This window comes from Algoriphagus sp. PAP.12 (assembly GCF_026652115.1).
GTDB lineage: Bacteria > Bacteroidota > Bacteroidia > Cytophagales > Cyclobacteriaceae > Algoriphagus.
The window spans coordinates 71,194-89,769 of record NZ_JAPPSQ010000003.1 but is presented as its reverse complement, the minus strand read 5'-3'; the positions used below and the strand labels follow the sequence as shown (position 1 = coordinate 89,769).

Here is an 18,576-nt window from a genome sequence, read left to right as displayed (position 1 = left end):
TTTTCGATATTAAATCAGTTGGGAATTGCTTTTAGGTCTTTTGGCTTTTTCCCCTATTCACTACTAGCCCATCTCTCCTATTTTCAGGTACTTATAAGGTAAAGAATGCTTATCTTTTCCTATGCCGAGTCGAATCCTTCCCCCAATTCTTCTTATTTCAATTGTTTTCTTTTTTTCCTGTTCTCAGCCTATTGAGATTCCTGAAGGTTTCCAAATAGAACCGGGATTTGAACTGACCCGAGTGGCTGCTGAGCCTTTGATTCAGGATCCGGTGGATTTGGAATTTGATGAATTGGGAAATACGCTGGTCTTAGAGATGCCCGGATATCCTTTTGAGGATCAACAAAGTAAGATCAAGGTACTTAAGGATTTGGATGGAGATGGAATTTACGATGAGTCTCAGATATTTGTAGAAAATCTTCAGTTGGCCAGTTCTTTTTTACCCTATAAAAAAGGTGTTTTGGTTGCCGCTCCCCCCTATTTGTTGTTTGTCAGAGATGATGATCAAAACTATATCCCGGATCAGGTAGATACTTTGATGGGAGGTTTTTCCACCGGAAATCTCCAGCATAATTACAATGGTTTGACTTTGGGCCTGGATAATTGGGTCTATGCAGCCAATGGTGGAAATGACGGTGCTCCTTATTGGTGGAATGATTCCACTACCAAAATGGATTTGCGAGGTCAGGATTTTCGATTTAATCTGGAAACGAATACGCTGGAGCGATTAGGAGAGTCATCAGGTGGATTTGGTTTGGGTGTGGATGAGCTCGGTCGGGTATTTGAAACCCATAATTTGATTCATATTTCCCATCTGGTAATTCCAGATCGCTATGTTCAAGGCAAGCAATTATATCAGAATATATTATTGGATAATGTTTCAGATCATGATGAGAATGGTTTGTCGCGAATCTATCCGATCGGAGAGCAAGAATCCCGGGTGAATCATCCGGAGCAGTCAGGTTTCTTCTCTGGTTCTTGCGGCATTACTCATTATGGAGGAAGAGCTTTAGGTGCCGGTTTTGATCATACTGTTTGGGTGGCAGATGTGGTGTTGAATTTGATTCATGTGGATCATATTTCTGCAAATGGTGCCTCCTTTCAGGCTTCTCGTGATGCAGAGAAACGAGAATTCTTGGCGAGCACAGACCGTTCCTTTAGACCTGTAAATATGGCCGTGGGACCCAATGGAGCTCTATATGTAGTAGATATGTATCGAAAAGTCATAGAACATCCGGAGTGGATACCAGACGAAATAGAGAAGACTTTGGACTTGGAAGCGGGGAAAGATCAAGGAAGAATCTATCAAATCCAGAAAGAAGGAAGTAAAGAGAATTTTGATATTAAACAGTTTCAAAGTGCTGAGGGATTGATTGAAAGTTTGTCCAGTCCCAACCAATGGGTTAGGATGACCTCCCAACGGATTTTGTTACAAAGTGAGCTGAATGATTCTGTTATCTCCTCATTGAGGGAATTGCTCAATTCATCCAATGAAATGGCCCATATCCATGCTTTGTGGATTTTAGATAATTCGGGTGAAATTCAGAACTCTGAATTACTGAAAGCTATGGAAAATTCATCTCCAGCCATCCGGGAAACAGGCTTAAAAATCGCTGAAACAAGATTGGATGTTGATAAAGAATTGATTCAAAGGATTGTGGAATTAGTAGCTGATCCCAATCAAAGAGTCGCTTTACAGGCTTCATTGGCACTTTCAATCCTTTCTCCTTCAGTTTTTGAAGAGCATCAGGATAGAATTTTGAATCAAATTCAAAATGTAGGGATAAAAGCTCAAGATTCTTGGCTCATTTCTGGATTGACATTGGCCACTCATGATGCCTCGGCAAGTTTATTAGCTGATCTATTGGAATCTGATGATGTAAATACCTATTCATTTGAATTTTTAGCCTCTATTTCCCATTCAGCCGGAAATCAGCGGGAAGTAGGACAGGTTTTTTCTTCTTTGGCCAATTCCTCTTTATCTGCCAGTAAAAAGCAAAATCTAATTCATCAGCTGAATTCCCAACTGAGAGACTCCTTTCCTGTTTTGTTGGCTTCCATTCAAGCTTTGGAAAAGGGAGGAAATCCGGGAATTATTTCAGAATTGGCTGTAACCAGAAATCAATTGAATTTACCTCCTTCCAAGGAATTTTTGGAGTACAGCAGAAATGCTTTGGCTACGGTTATGGATGAAACCCTGGCTGATTCAATTCGATTGGAACAATTGGAATTGATCAAATTGCTCCCCTATTCCGAAAAATCAGAAGTTTTGTTTGAAGGATTGGGACAATCACAACCTTTGAAAATCCAGGACAAATCTCTGGAGCAACTTGCAGTTCTGAAAGAGCCTGAAATTGGCTATAAACTGGTTGAAACCTGGAATGAGTTGAGTCCCCAAACTCGTCGTAATGCCAGTGATTTGTTGCTGTACAATGCCATCCACCACGATGCCTTGTTGACAGGATTGGAAGATGGCACTATCAATATCGGAGAGATGAATTTTGACTTGGAGAGGAGAAGAGAATTGCTCTGGTGGACGGATAATGAAGAGACCAAACGGAGAGCTGAATTACTTTTTACGGATTCTGGGGTGAGTAATCGTCAGGAAGCCATTGATCAGATGAAACCGGCTTTGGAAATGACTGGAATTCTGAAAACTGGAAAAGTAGTCTTTGAACGGATTTGTGCTACCTGCCATCAGTATGGGACGATTGGAAATGAGGTGGGGCCGGCATTAACCGAAATAGGTAGAAAGAGCAAAGAAACGTTGATGCATGATATTTTGGATCCGAATGCCGCTGCTGATCCACAATACATCAATCATCGATTGGAAACCAATGATGGCACGATACATATGGGAATTATCGCACATGAAACGGACGATGAAATCACTATCAAAAAAATGGGAGGAGAATCTGTCACCATTCCCAAATCGGAAGTGAAATCCTTTCGTTCTTTGGGTACCTCCCTAATGATGGAGGGACTGGAAAATAGCATGACTGCCCAAGAAATGGCAGATTTATTGGAATTTTTACATAATGGAAACCTGTGATATGAAATACTCTACACTGCTTTTGACGTTGATGGCATTCATTTTTGGAGCATGTTCTGATTCTGAATCTGTGACTTATATTGGGAGAACGCTGGAATATCAATATGGTGAAAGCATCTATCATGTTACTTTTGACTCGGATTCAGAAATGCATTGGGAGGCTGTTGCGGGGGATGAAGCAGGTGCTAAAGAATCAGAAACGTACAAGGCTGAATGGGTTGATAGTCAGAAGCTTTTTATCACCTGGGGTGAAGCCAATGGTATCGGAGTGAGCCAGATTTTAGATTTTGAAAATGGAACTGTTTACAATCACCTTCTACGAGATCGTGAGGTAAGTATTGGGGTTGGGGAAATACGTTGGGTTGAATAAATTAGAAATAGGCTTTGCGAAATACATTGTAGTTACGGCTCCGCCGAGATTTACTTCCCTTCGGTCATAGCCTTTCCTCTTTAATTTCCTTTCTCCAATTTCCAATCCATCAAAACCCAAGTGTTCGGATCAAGGATGATTTCTTCTGGTTCTTCATCTAATTGAATCCCAAATTGATTCTCTTTACTATCTACCCAAATTAACTTTTCCTCAGTTTTATCCTTTGTTTTTAGAGCAACTTGGATTGGCATACGGAATTCACTTCCATCATTTTGAACCTGGTCCAAATCGATTTTAACCAATTTAAGAGCTGGATCATAGGTCCAAGTTCCTTCCAATTTCAAGGTTCCTGGATTGTATAACCATTGCTCAAAAAACCATTTTAAATCCTTTCCAGATGTTTTTTCCATCTCAAATCGGAAATCATCTGTCGTGGCATTTTTATTTTGATATTTGGCATAATAGGCCCGGATTCCCTTCCAAAAATTTTCAGTTCCCACCACTCCTCGCAGCATATGTAGTATCCAACTTCCTTTTTGGTAGGTATGTGAACTTACAACTTTACTCATATCGCTGAGATTGTCATGCACTATCCGATAATCTGGATTTTTCTCATGAAAAGAGTCAACGGTCTTTTTGCTATTGGCCAAACCTTCCAGAAAGTCATCCCTACCGTATGCATGTTCCCGAAAAAGCAAGGTGAAATAGGTAGCAAATCCCTCGCTCAACCATACATCATCCCAGTCATATTCGGTCACTGCATTCCCAAACCATTGGTGAGCTATCTCATGGATAATCACATTTCTCCATCGGGTATTTCTATCACCTACGACAGAGTTTTCACTATACAAAATTGCAGAGGCTGCCTCCATCCCACCACTGACACTATTGGATTGAATATTGGCAAGTTTCTCGTATGAAAATGGGCCAATGTAATCGCTATAAAACTCCAAAACCTGCTTAGTTGGGACAGCGAAATCATAAAATCCCTCTTCCCGATCCTGATAATAAACCCATGTTTGAATAGACTTATGATTAAATTGATCTACTTCCTGCATGGCAAATCGTGCAACTCCCAAAACATAAAGCCAGGGTGCAATGGGAACAGATTGTTTCCAATGAGTGATTCGTTTTCCGTCTCCTAAGTCTGTTTCTTCGATTTTAAGACCATTGGAAACCACTTGATAATGTGATGGTGCTGTCACTATAAATTCACTGGTTGCTTTGTCATACGGGTGGTCTACAATAGCCAGCCAATTTCTTCCTTTGTCAGGCCAATTGTCACTGAAAAAGGTTCTATCCCCATACTTGTTTTCAGCGATCTTTAGCCCAGAGGCAGGAATTCCCGAATAAACAATTTTGTATTGCTTTTCTATATTGGTTTGTGACCTGGATGGAAGCTTTATTTGCAATTCTTCGTCTTCATGGATATAATCCAAATCAGCTCCTTCAGATTGGATGGATGAAATGATCATTCCCTTATTTTCTAAAGCCTCAGAAGCCTTTACAAGGTCCAGACGAAGGTTTTCGACACCTTCACCCAAGTATTTTACATCCACCAAAACTTCACATTTGATGACATCTGTGTCATCGGAAAGCTCAATTTTGAATTGATAATTCAGGACATCGACCTTGGGATTTTTAGGATAGGAATCTGTCCAGGAAAAACTGGCTGAGGATACAAAGCCAAACACCAAAATCAGAATATTCTTCAGGAACTTAGCGGGAGATATATAAACCAGCATGGCTTTATTTTAAAATGGAAAGATCGATTTCTGGTCTGAATTCAATCAGGCCTTTTTCTTGAATGGTAGCTTCTACATCTTCCAATTTGGAGGGAACAAAACTGCTAAGATTTTCTACTCCATTTTCGGTAACCAAAGCGATATCCTCAATACGGATATAGAGGTGCTCCTCATGTAGCCAAATCATGGGGTCTATGGTAAATACCATTCCTGCTTCCAAAGGTCTTCCACGTACTCTTCCCACATCATGGACTGCCATTCCAACTGGATGCTGAAAATGCCCTCTGAACTTCAACCCATCCTGAACAGCTTTTAAATGACTTTCCTTAACAAAAGTTTTATCCTCTAAATAGACTTTCATATCAGAAGCTGCATTGTCCAAAACATAATCAGCTGTCACTCCAGGCTTGATGTATCGAAATAAAGCATCTCGGTAGGCCACAATGAAATTGTAAAGCTCTGCTTGTTCAGCATCAAACTTTCCATTTACAGGCCAGATTCTGGTGACGTCACTGGTATAAAACTCATAATCCGGAGCGTAATCCATTAAGACCAAGTCACCATCTTTCAACTGATCTGTTTTGTGAAAATAATGGCCCATATAGGCATTGGTTCCCCCTCCGATGATAGACGGATAGCCATCTCCTTGCGATCCATATAGATAAAAAATATACTTGGCAGCTGCATCCAATTGATATTCATAGACACCTGGATTGGTCGATCTCATGGCCTCAATTATTGCCAAACCGGCGATATGGGTAGCTTTTTTAATTACCTTAATCTCCTCATCGCTTTTGATTAATCTCATTTCATCCAAAATCGGAGTCAGGTCCCTGATTTCATATTGAGGATATCTGTCATGCAGTTTTTCAATAAACAAAGCTTCTCGAGTGGGATTTCCATCCCATGGGTCAGATGCATTTCTAGCTTGCCCAAAAAGGATCTCATCTCTGCTGTCATTTCCAATTTCTGCAGGGCTAAATTCGGTAAACAGTACAGGCCCTGGCGGTTTGATCAATCCAGCACCAACCAGATCATTTGCTAAAAATTCAATGCCTTTCACCTGATCAATTCCAGTCAGTTCTTTCACTAATTCTGTGTCTTCGGCTGAAAGGACTTTCCCTTGGTTCCTTTCCATTCCTTCATCCCGATGAGGAAGGTATAGAATGGCCCTTTTACTTCTTCCGTTGAGCATTAAATAAGCCCTAGCTGTTTCTACTCCTGTGAGATAAAAGAAGCTATTGGATTGTCTAAATACTGAAAAACCTGGAATTCCACTTGCCCCTTGGATTACTGCGATTGCATTGTCCCCAATTTGATCAAAAATGGCATTTCTCCTTCTGGCAAATTCTTCCTTAGAAAACTCGGTTTGAAAATGTGGATCATCTTGAGAAAATGCTGAAAAAGACAAAGTAAAAACCAGGAATAAAATCAGACGACTTTTTTTCATAAAGTGTGAAGTTTAAAAAGGAATATATGAAAATTCTATCACAGAAATTTTACCGCTTAAAAAGTCTATTCTATCCTAAGAGCAATTGAGACTCGGAGCTTTTTCAGTAGACATTTTCTTGCTAAGTTAAAATTAAGCTTAGCATCCATTTACCCCTCAATGTCATGGAATTAATCGAATACCTTCAATTTGATTAAAAAAACACCCTAAAACATAAATAATTCACTTTCATATAGGCTTTTTGAGATGAATTCAAGGCCTCTTTTTTATATTAGTCCATTATCACCAAAACCATCCAACCAGCCTTATGAAAATTATTGGAAAATTACTTTTAGGCATAATTGCCTTGATTGTAATCCTTGTGGCAATCCTGCTATTCAACACCTTTAGGGTATCCTCCAAGCAGGTCGATCCAGATCCGATTGACCCCATTGCTATTTCTGATTCTTCTTTTGTTCACCTTTCTGGAGCCATCCAGTTTCCTACGATTTCATTCAACGAAGATACTCCACCAGATTCAGCCATTTTTAATGGTTTTCACCGGTTTTTGGTAACCACCTTCCCTCAGGTTCACCAAACCATGGAGCTGACCAAAATCAATGAGTATAGCCTTTTATACACTTGGAAAGGTTCTGACTCCAACCTAAAGCCAATCATCTTAATGTCACATCAGGATGTGGTTCCAGTAGATGAACCGACTTTGGGTCAATGGGAAGCTCCTCCTTTTGAAGGTAGAATCACTGCTGATCATATAATCGGCCGCGGAACTTTAGATGATAAAAGCTCGCTAATGGCCTTGTTGGAAAGTGCTGAGATGTTGATCGGAGAAGGTTTCGTACCAGCGCAGACGATCTATTTTGCATTCGGACATGATGAAGAAGTAGGTGGTCCTAAAGGCGCAGCCAAAATCGCTGAATACTTGGAAAAGCAAGGTGTTCAGGCTGCCTTTACATTGGATGAAGGAGGAATGATCGCTGAAGGAATGATCCCTGGAGTGGATCAACCGGTATCCATGATCAATGTGGCTGAAAAAGGTTTTGCTTCTTTTCGGTTAATAGTAGAGACCCAAGGTGGGCATAGCTCATCTCCTCCAAAGGAAAATACGATTGGAATGCTAGCTCAGGCGATTGTTGATTTGGAAAACAACCAATTACCCTATCGATTAGTGGAGCCTGTTGAATATCAATTGGAATACCTTGGACCGGAACTGCCCTTCCTTCAAAAGATGGCTTTTGCTAATCCTTGGCTTTTGAAAGGTCCAGTTTTAGAAGCATTAAATTCCCATACCTCTACTGCTCCTACGATTATCGATGGAGGCTTTAAAAACAATGTGATTCCAACCGTTGCTGAGGCGACGATTAATTTTAGAATTCTTCCTGGAGAAACGATTGAATCGGTTCAGGAGCATATTGAAAGTACAATCAATGATAAAATTCGTGTGGAACCCGTTGGCTTTTTAACCAACCCCTCTCCTTCTTCAAGCATTGAATCAGAGGCATTCAAAAAATTAGAAAAAACTATTCGATCTGTATTTCCGAGTTCGGTGGTGATGCCTGGTTTGATTGCCGGTGGAACAGATGCTCGTTATTTCTATGGGATTTCAGAGGGAGTTTATCGCTATTACCCAATTCGGATTAGCCCTGAAGCGATGACTCGTTTCCATGGAATAGATGAGAAAATCTCCAAAGAGAATTACAAGGAAATGATTCAGTTTACTTATCAGCTGATGAAAAGGTTTAATGAGAATTGAACTAAATTGAAATATGCTTTGCAAAATAAGGTGGAATACGCCTTCGGCGAGCTTTCGGGCTTCACATTTAAATGTTTCCCCGAGCCAAGGCCAAAAGCAATACAAGATTATAAATGAGATTTCCTTGAAGGAAAAAATAAAAAGAAAATCCCCGATTCCGTCGGGGATTTTTGTTTGGGTTTCTATACTGAAAGGGTACTCTGAGTATAGGTTTTTTCAGGTTTGTATTGTGATTACCAGATTTTGATTCTTTCTGATTCCGGTTTGTAATTTTGATCTGTTGGCTGAAGGTCATAAGCGCTGTAAAATGGCTCAAAATTCATCAAAGGACCATTTACTCTCCACATTGCCGGTGAATGAGAATTGGTATTTACATAGGTTCTCATAAACTCATCTCTTGTTTTTACTCTCCAGATTCTAGCAATTGAATAGCAAAATCTTTGGTCAGGAGTATATCCGTCAATCGGGGTATTTCCTTTTCCTTGATCCGTCATTTTGAAAGCATCATAAGCAATGTAAATTCCTCCATTATCTGCAGTATTTTCTCCGATGGTCATTGCTCCTTTCACATGAACAGAATCCAAAACTGTAAACGTATCATATCGCTCGATCAACTGTTGTGTTTTGGCTTTGAATTTCTCATAATCCTCCGCTGTCCACCAGTTCTTTAGATTTCCATCTTTGTCAAATTGAGCTCCCTGATCATCAAAAGCATGAGTCAATTCATGCCCTATCACCATTCCTATACCTCCATAATTGATAGCATCGTCCGCATTTTGATCAAAATATGGATACTGAAGGATTCCAGCTGGGAATACGATTTCATTTAGCGATGGATTGTAATAGGCTGTCACGGTGCTTGGGGTTGTTCCCCACTCTGTCTTGTCTGGAGCCTTACCAAATTTATCCAATTGATATTTGGCAGCATCTTTTCTCAGTTCCACCACATTTTCAAAGTAGCTGTCACGGTCTATCGTAACTTTATATTCTCTCCATTTATCTGGATATCCGATTTTCTTGGTAATGGAATAAAGCTTTTCTTTTGCCTGGGTCTTGGTACTGTCACTCATCCAATCCAGTTCATTGATTCGGTTTTCAAAGGACTTTTGAAGGTTATTAACCAAATCCAAGACTCTTTGTTTGGCGTCTTCATTGAAATAGCGCTTGACATACAATTGTCCCAAATCAAACCCGATTTGTCTGTCAACTTGTTGCACCATTTCTTGAGCCCGGGTCAATTGTTTGGATTGACCGGAGACTACTTTGGAATACTCAAATGATGCCTTTTCAAATGGTGAGCTTAGGAAATTGGCATAGGAAGAAAGCGTATGGGCCTTCAGGTATGTTTTCCAATCTTCTAAAGGAACAGAAGCCAACATTTTATCCAGTTTTTCATAATATGCCGGTTGGCGGATATCCAAAGAATCAGCCTTTAAGCCTACATTTTCAAAAATTGAAGACCAGTTGATTTGAGTATGGTCTTTATCCAAATCAGCAACAGCTACTTTGTGATAGTTCTCTTTTACCACCCGTCTTTCAATTCTGGTTTTGTGAGACTCTGCCAGATCCTTTTCAATTCCATAAACTGTGGTAGCTGCTTTTTCTGCATCTGCTGCAGAACTTCCAGTCAATTCAAATAAGGTCGTCAGGTAAGTTTGATAAGCTTTTTGAATGTCCAGAGTGGATTCATCAGTTTTGAAATAATAGTCCCTATCAGGCAGCCCTAGCCCAGTTTGGCTTAAATGAATGATGTTGATGGTACTATTTTGATCATCAGGAGAAACTCTCATTCCGATCAGAGATTGATTGTTGGTTTTGATCTCAGAAGCAAGAAAAGCCTCTAAATCAGGTATACTTTGGATCTGATCAATCTGATCCAAAACAGGTTGAACGGGTGAATATCCTCTGGCATTAATGGCGGCTGTATCCATCCCAGAGGCATAGAAATCTCCTACTTTTTGCTCAATAGAGCCTTTGGGATGCTCTGGAGAAGCAGAAACCTCTTCCAAAATATTTTCCAAAAGCTGTTTTTGAGGGATATTCAAAAAGGAGTAAGACCCCACTCCTACCTGATCATCCGCAATTTTGGCGGTATCGTACCATGTGCCGTTGACTCTCATAAAGAAGTTGTCACCTGGACGAATAGTGCTGTCTACTGCAGCCACATCTACAAAGTGTCGTTCTTCTGTCATATTATCTCCCGATGGGTCAGAAGTACATGCTGCACCCAAAGCAAAAAGGGGTAATAGGAGTTTATTTTTCATAGCTGGTGGTTTATTTGACAGGAAGTTAGGAGAAATTCCAATGAGTTATCAAGCCACTGATGTAAGAGTATTGATTATTGAAAATTGGAAGATCAAAAATTGAAAAATTAAACTCAAATAGATTGAGGAGTGAAGTAATGGATATAATTGAAATATGCCTTCGGCGAAATACATTGACTATAGCTGGTCCAAGTCTCCTGACTTGGATCCTTTTCAATGCAGTCTCCAGACTGCTAATTCAAGCTGGTCTATAAATAAATTTGCCCTGATTTTTTGGATGAAAGCAGGTACAAAAGTAAAAAAAGCACAAGTCATAAGACTTGCGCTAATAATATTTACGAAGGACTTTTGTTTACATTACTTAAACAAAACCCAGGCATCTCCATTGGCTGGAACCGTAACTTCAACTTCTACAGAGTAGTCTCTGGCAAGTTGCATATTCATTTCTTGGCCATTGCTCATGGTTACTTGAGTAGCGTCGGTTAACCCCGTATAGTACAGAGGGACTTTGATTTTTTTGATGATCAGTTGGTCTGTTGGATTGTAAACCATCAACATACCTTTTTCATTTCCCTGTGGATTGACATTCAACCAATAATCCAAGTCATGTCCTGTCGCTCTTTTCAGGTGGATGATGTTTCCTTCCAATACCTCACGGTGATCTTTGTACCAATCCACCATGGATTTAACCATGATTTTGGTTTCTTCGGTATCAAACAGCCTTGGACCTCTGTAGCAAGCCTGAACTCCAGCTCCCAAATTGGACGAAATCATATTTTGATAATGAGCCAAATGCTCGTTTAAGGGTTCGATAGTGGCTGCTGCTCCCCCTCCGTGATATTCGGTCAATGGAACAAACATCCAACCCATGGTTGAGGTCTTTTCCCAAGTGCCATCGAAGATATTTTGTCGTGCGTGCACCAACTGCTCATTTCTAGGAAGACTCCAATTGACTTCTCGGTAACCCATTGCAATTTTGCTTCCTCCGGTCATAAAATAGAAATCAGGAATGTTGAGGTATATTCCCTTTTCTCGGCTCCATTTATAGAAATCTGAAATTCTCTGATACTGATTCCAGCGACTGTCAGCTAGCCCTTTATGGCCTGGATGGTTTTCAGAGATACAAATATCTCCTGGATACGACCCATCATGCTCTAGCAATGTAAAACCTGATTTTTCGTAAAAATTGTAAAGCTTTCTAAAATATTCATGTCCCCATTCACTTTCCAGGCAAGGAGAATTCCCAAAAGTTGGTCGCTTCCCTTCCGGCATGACTACATCGTCTTCAGGACTGATTTTTCGAGAAGCTAAAAGTGAATAACCGCCAATTTCTACTCCTTTGCTTTTTGCATATTCCGCATAGGACTTCATTTTGGCGATGTATTCTTCGCTGTCGTCTTCGATATTGAAACCACTTCCGAAAGTCAGAATTACCATCTCAAAACCTACCTCTGAAGCCTGGTCAATGGCCAATTTAACCTGTTCCCAATCTGCAAATCGAGCATGCATCATCAAGGGATTCTCGGAAGACCAAGGAGCCAGAGTCTGATACAATTTACGAAGTGCTAAGCCCTTTCTTTCCCTCTCATAACTATCATGAGGCAAGACAAATGTCCTGAAAGATTTAAACTCCTCTCCTGCTTTCAAATCATACTCAGGTCCATAAGTAGGGCTCACTTTCAAAAGTGCCGGATTTTGTCTTAAGTAATTGACTTGGGTCTGAAATTCAGGGTCCGGTTCCCAATGAACCACATGAGCATTGGCATCGTCTGCAGACATACTGGCAAAAGCCATATCCGTTTCAACATGAATATTTGGCTTTTGGAAAACGGTGCTTTCACGCATTTCAACCTTGGATTCATATTCCACGGCCGCAATGATTTCACTGGTAAAATCATTGATTGTAAAGGTTGAGTTGCTGTTGTTTTTAACGGTCAGCCATTTTCCCATGACCGGAATCCCGTCATAGATTTCATAATGGACTGATACAATCAAATCTTCCGGTTTTAGTCCATTTTCAATTTGATCATCCAATCCTCCATAGGTAGCAAAATCAATCACCTGCAATCGAACTAGTTCTCCTACTTCCTGTGCATCCTCTCCATTTCCTTTTCCATTAGTTTTACCTATTCTGACTTTTTCAGGGTAAGACGAGAATACCGGAAGTTTTTCAATGGTAGTCCATTCTCCATTTTGAGGTTTTGCTTCACAAAGAACAGCCTCATCAGTTATCCTAAATCTCAAAGTCCAAGGCGATGTCATGTCCAGTTTTTGTCTTCCTCCAGCGGCTTTGATCTCCTTTTCTCCGTCCCAAAGCCCAAACATCGGGATGTCCTGGTCATATTCATTGCCTCCAGGTCTCAAGTAAAATTTAATGGTCTTTTCAGGCCAAACCAATGTGATACCCGGTCCGAATTCTTTGGCTTTATCAGTACCTGTATTAAAGGTGGCTTCAATGATTTTTGAGGAAGGATTAAGCTCTTTTTCTATATAAACAGTGGAATTCTGTAGGGTGTAAATCTCTCCCATTTTCCCTTCGTTTTCGAAAGAGGATCTTGGATGAGATTTGGACTGATGCCTCGTCCACTCTGGATCCAATGATTTGAAATCAGATTGATAAATGACGTTTCTCCCAAGAAAACTCGGAAGAGGGCTTTCACTGGCCAAGAGGTTTTGGGCTTCTGGTAATTGAAAATCCAATCGAAGATGTTTTCCTTTTGGAGGCCATTCGGCATTTTCATCTCCATATCTGATTCTAGCCCAATCAAAAGGCATTTCAGGCTCTGAAATTTCATAGTCCACAAACTGCATGGCAGCTGGATTATTGGTTAATTCTGGAATCCACTCTTCTTTCAGGAAAGCATAATTTGGTTGGCCTTTTAGACCTCCAATTTCGTAAGTGATTCCGTTGATTTGGATTTCTCCTTCAGGCTTCACCCCTCTTAAAAATGACTCCCCACTGTATAAATTGTCCAATTTAATGGTCGCTGCATTAGGACTGATTTTGATTACTCGCTGGATCAGGCCATTTGTTAGAATCAGCTGATCACCATTTTGCTCTACTTCTGATTTATAGCTTGAATTATCTATTAACCAGTCTGTTTGAGCAAATGAGGATGGTGTATAAATAAAAAATAGCAGGAGTCCTATTAGCCCTAAAAAGGAGTTGTTTTTATACATAGGGGATTGTTTTTGCGATTCGGGTGGATTGATTTGTTATTCAAAATCAAAAGTTAGGAAAAAATCCGAATTCATTTTGGCCTTATGGCCTAATTATAACTTTTTCTAGTTAAAATTCGAAGAGTCATAATCTTAGGTATAAAAAAGGAGATGATTTTACGAACAAAGTCATCTCCTTTATCAGGTTTTATTTAAAATTTATATAAAATCCCTTTTTCCTACCTCTAGGGCACTGCTGACTTCTTGGACAGTAGCAGGTGCATCTAATTTGAAAAAGCCCGAAAGACCTCTTTCTACTCTAGAATCACGAATAGCAGACTTGATCGCAAAGAATACTGAAGTTGCTAATACCAAAGGCGGTTCTCCCACCTCTTTAGAGGAAAAAAGTCCATTAGGATTCTCAGGTACTTCTTTGGAATTGCTTCTTGGATAGAGATAGGTATTCATCTCCAAAGGAATTGTAGTAATCGCTGGTGGCTTATAGCGCCAAGTATTTAATGTATTCAATTGTCCTTTATGCTCACCTTCTGGTTCAAAGACCAATTTTTCGGTCATCACATAACCAACACCTTGAACAAATGCTCCCTCGACCTGTCCAATATCAATTGCCGGATTGAGACTCCAGCCCATATCATAAACGATATCGGCTCTCAAGATTTTTACCTCTCCAGTCAAAACATCTACTTCCACTTCTGAGCAAGCTGCCGAATAAGTAAATCCAACGAATGAATCTACTGCTCCTGCATTAGAAGGGACATCTGCTATCGAAATTCCCGGAATTGGTTTATTCTCTTCCACGGTCTTAAAAGTCATGGCGGGAATAGGAACTGTCCCACCTGGAATAGGTGCTGTAAAGGATGAAATCAAGTCCACTCGATACTGATAGGCTAAAGCCACCAAATTTTGCCAAATCAACTTTGGATGCTGGTCGCCGGGTTTGGTGACGGAGGAAGACCAACCTTCTACTCCATAGTTCCAAAAATCAATTCCCTGCTCCTTACACCAATCGTCCCCATTGTCCTTGAGCAATTGGTATCCGAACTCAGTCATACGCTTGCGCATTTTTTCACAAGCTTGCTTAACAGCCTCTCCGTTGTATGCCGTACCGGTTGAACCGCCAGTACTGGTTGGATTTGGAATGATCCGGGTATTTGGTCCGTGAATCTGTATCAGGTCCATTGGGACGTTTAACACATAGGAAGCAACTTGCTCCACTTTGGTCATCATTCCTTGTCCCATATCTACTCCACCCTGATTGATGGAAATACTACCATCTCCGGAGTATACAGAAACCACTGCTGCGGCCTGCTCAATCATTACTAGATTATATCCTGAGCCATATTTTACTGGAAGCATATATATGCCCCGCTTTTTCCATTTATTGGTTTTATTAAATTCCTGGACGGCTTTTAAACGATTGTGATAATTGCTTTTTTCAGCTACATAATCCCAAACATCTTTCATGTAGCAAAAAGAAAGGGCTTGGCCGAAGGGAGTCACATCTCCCCTTTCGTACATGTTTTTGAGTCGGAGTTCTGCAGGATCCATTTTAATGGCATAGGCAGCATCATCTATCGCATTTTCCAATATCAATTTACCTTGAATGTCTCCAAAAGCCCTCATCGCTGTGTTGGGAGCTTTGTTTGTTCTACAAACGTCCAATTGGCTTTCGAAATTTTGGACCCTATAAGCATTGTCTATTCGGAGCTGAACACAATTACTGACGATATAGGAACAATCATAGAAAGCCCCACCATCTGCCCACATTTTGACGAAAAAGCCGCGAATCAATCCTTTGTCTTCAGGTCTTAGGTTCCCTTGATCAACTGCTATTTGGTATTGTCCATAATAGCCGTGACGCTTACCGATCATGGCCGTATCATGTTCTCGTTTCATGATAAGGCGAATCGGTTTATTAAGCTTTTTGGCTGCCACAGCCACTGGCCCGACAATGAATTTGGTTTGTTCCGTTTTACCTCCATATCCCCCACCCACTTGATGGATTTCCACTTGAACCTTGTTTTGCTCGGCAGCAAGGGTGCTGGCTATGGTTTGGTGCATTTCCATAGGACTCTGAGAAGATGGATGCACTAAGATTTGATTATTATCTTGCGGAAAGGCCACACAGGACTGGGTTTCCATGTAGAAATGGACCTGTTCTCCAGAAATTTGGGTGTTTTCTACCACCAAACAATTTGCACCATCCAGCTTTTCTTTTCTAAGTGTTGGTGTTTTATCCAAAGGATCCTTTTCTAGATTAGCCCAATACAACTCTGTTCCTGGTCTTGTAATCTTCCAAATATGAGTTGTAAATGGAGCTGTACTTGGACTGTCTGGGAAGATACTTCCCTGCCTGATAGCATCATCGATTGAAATGATGGGTTTCTCCCAACCTGTATTTGTTGGAGTTTCCCCTCCTTGCCAAGTGATTGGACTATAAGCCACGCAGTATTCAGAAGCATATTCACCGATTTCTATTGCATCTTTTTCTTGCTCGGCTATGACCATGGCAATCACCTGTCCTGGATACATAATGTTTTGGGTTGCAAACATGGGTTGATCATAGCCCATTCCCTGCAGATTAAGTCCGCCGACTGGGATATCTTTTGCTGTGATTAATGTGTAAAATGAAGGGAATTTGTCAGCTAAAACATCTTTTAGTTGATCTGCATCTATTTTTTCCTTGGAATCTGGATTGATGAAATAGTAATCTGCCAGAGATCTGGTGGATTGAATAAATGCTGCATTTTTACCATTGGGTGGAATTTTGATTTCATGGGTATAATGAACCTGTCCCATTGCTTGATGAAATGCCATTAGTTTGATGTATGGCTGAGAAACTGGTGCTTTGAAATCTTGATTCTCATAATACTGCGTGCCTCCAGTTACTCCCCAATTACCCCAATTGATTTCTCCTGCCGATTTTAAATACTTTGGAACGGACATAGGCTTGGTCTCCAGCAAGGTCTTTACGATTGCCTTATACAAAAAAGAATTGGAGAGGTTGATTCGATAGGTATCTGTAAAGCCTTCTGAAGGAAGTCCTTTATTGCGCCCTTTTTCCTCCCAGTATGCCAGTTCTTTATTTACTTCTCTATTTAGGACGCGAAGCAGGCCTGGTAGCAAATCCAAACTTAGTTCCTTCCCTTTCAGCCACTGTTCAGAATTGGAAGCATGCCAGGTGACTGGGGCTATTCCACCAAAAACAATACATGCTTCCGTTATTTCATAGTTTTCATTGAAAGAGATCCGTGTACAATTGTTTACAATTGAATGGGAATTGACTTCTCTTAAAGCCACTTTCTGGGAAAGAGCTACTTCATTTTCCTTTCCGATAGGCAAATGGTATTTCAAGATTACAATATCCTGTGCCCAGGAAGGATTCTTCAAGAGCTGATTTACCAAATAGGAAACCTTCCATTTAACTTCTTTTCCCGTTTTGATCCTCAATAAACTAATCTCAGCATCACAGGCATCCAAAGCGGTAAAAAGATCGGAAGGGAAAGCTTCTCCTTCAAAAATATGGTGTAAAACCAACATGGTATTTCCTGCCAATGAAGCTGCATTTCTAACGATCATTCCTGCGGTACGATGACACATAAATTCCATAGCTCCTATTGTGGAGGTTGGAGAAAGATCATTCTTTGAAATATAATTTTCCAAAAGAGTCAATAACTCTGAATAGGTTGTTGATGCTCCAACCTCTATTTCCGATTCAAATTTTTTTATTCCATAGAAATCCGGAATCAATTTGATATCCACAAAAAGCTTTACCTCTGGGAATTCATCGGCATAGATTCCAAAGGAGGTGTTACCAAATACAATTCGAGTACTTTCAGAAGGATTTTTTCTCAAAATGCTTTTTAACTCGTCTAGTGACTGTGGAGTAACCCAGCCTTGATGGCTTTCTATCACATTAACCGGTGGCAATGGAGCTTTTGCAGCTTCTGGGAATGGAATGTTAATCGTGTCATGGATCATCACTTCCTCACATTTATCCTCAGTGACACATTTCATCCGGTTATCTTCATCAAGCGTTGACCAATCGGAGGCAAAAGTCTTCATTCCTGTCAAAATTGATCGGTACCCTGTGCAGCGACAAATATTCCCGTCAAAAATCTCTTCAATTTGTTGCTTTGTAGGGCTTGGGTTTTCTGAAAGAAATGCTGACATATTCATTACAAAGCCGACAGTGCAATAGCCACATTGCGTGCCGTTGTTGATAGCCAATCGGTGAGCAACAGGGTTCATCCCTTCATGAACATCAGAATTTTCCGGATCTGAAACACAGGTTGTCGTAATTCCATTCTGAGAAGAGCTCTTGAGTTTCTTAATAGACTTGTCCAATTTATGTTCTTGGAGGTTCATTAAGCTTGCCTTCGCTTTATTCCATGCTTGAGGTGGTGGAACTTGGCTGGGCAATATTCCTCTCGATCCTGATGGAGTAAATGTCAAGTGTTTATTCTCTGGTCTCTCTACTCCACCTGTTCCTTCGACGGTAGTCACGCTAAGTCCACCCAAAGCACAAACTGGCCTCAGACAAGAGTTGATTGACTTGTGTTCAACTTTGTTTTTTTCTTCATTCCAATTGGATAAAATCACGGTGCAAGCACCACAACCGCCTTGGCCACAGCCTTTTTTGGCTCCAATCAGGCCAACTTCTTCGGATCTAATGTAATCCAGCAATAGTAAATTGGGCTTTGGGTTTTCAATGGTAACAGGTTTTCCATTGAGAAAAAATGAAACGGAATTTTTCATAATTAAA

The 18,576-nt window shown here is 40.5% G+C and carries 8 protein-coding genes; 3 read left to right on the top strand and 5 right to left on the bottom strand.

Translation table 11 applies throughout. The features are described 5' to 3' along the window. Positions 1 to 121 precede the first annotated feature (121 nt). Both O0V13_RS05335 and O0V13_RS05330 read left to right on the top strand, forming a co-directional pair. Entirely contained in the window at positions 122 to 3,052 is a 2,931-nt protein-coding gene (locus O0V13_RS05335; RefSeq protein ID WP_268033962.1) for a PVC-type heme-binding CxxCH protein, read from the top strand. 1 nt (position 3,053) lies between these two features. Further along, positions 3,054 to 3,422 carry a MoaF-related domain-containing protein gene (locus O0V13_RS05330; protein WP_268033961.1) on the top strand — a complete coding sequence of 123 codons (369 nt, stop codon included), beginning with the start codon at positions 3,054 to 3,056 and terminating at the stop codon, positions 3,420 to 3,422. Positions 3,423 to 3,502: 80 nt separating this feature from the next. Here O0V13_RS05330 and O0V13_RS05325 read toward each other — a convergent pair whose 3' ends face one another. Both O0V13_RS05325 and O0V13_RS05320 read right to left on the bottom strand, forming a co-directional pair. Then, positions 3,503 to 5,167, bottom strand: a complete 1,665-nt coding sequence (locus O0V13_RS05325; protein ID WP_268033960.1) for a M1 family metallopeptidase — start codon at positions 5,165 to 5,167, stop codon at positions 3,503 to 3,505. A gap of 4 nt (positions 5,168 to 5,171) precedes the next feature. Continuing rightward, complete coding sequence (locus tag O0V13_RS05320) at positions 5,172 to 6,617, bottom strand: M24 family metallopeptidase (RefSeq protein WP_268033959.1); 1,446 nt, start codon at positions 6,615 to 6,617, stop codon at positions 5,172 to 5,174. 307 nt (positions 6,618 to 6,924) lie between these two features. On the opposite strand from O0V13_RS05320, the gene O0V13_RS05315 reads away from it, so the two are divergent. Beyond that, a complete protein-coding gene (locus tag O0V13_RS05315; protein WP_268033958.1) occupies positions 6,925 to 8,367 on the top strand; it encodes a M20 family peptidase in 1,443 nt (480 codons plus the stop codon). Between the two features lie 233 nt (positions 8,368 to 8,600). On the opposite strand, the gene O0V13_RS05310 is transcribed toward O0V13_RS05315, so the two are convergent. From O0V13_RS05310 to O0V13_RS05300, 3 genes are all read right to left on the bottom strand, one after another. Further along, positions 8,601 to 10,631 (bottom strand): M13 family metallopeptidase, encoded by a 2,031-nt coding sequence (locus O0V13_RS05310; protein ID WP_326492707.1) that lies wholly within the window; start codon positions 10,629 to 10,631, stop codon positions 8,601 to 8,603. 357 nt (positions 10,632 to 10,988) lie between these two features. Then, a complete protein-coding gene (locus O0V13_RS05305; RefSeq protein WP_268033957.1) occupies positions 10,989 to 13,811 on the bottom strand; it encodes a hypothetical protein in 2,823 nt (940 codons plus the stop codon). A gap of 198 nt (positions 13,812 to 14,009) precedes the next feature. Then, the gene (locus O0V13_RS05300; RefSeq protein ID WP_268033956.1) at positions 14,010 to 18,569 is read right to left on the bottom strand and encodes a molybdopterin cofactor-binding domain-containing protein; all 4,560 of its coding nucleotides are present in this window, start codon (positions 18,567 to 18,569) and stop codon (positions 14,010 to 14,012) included. Between the last annotated feature and the right edge of the window lie 7 nt (positions 18,570 to 18,576).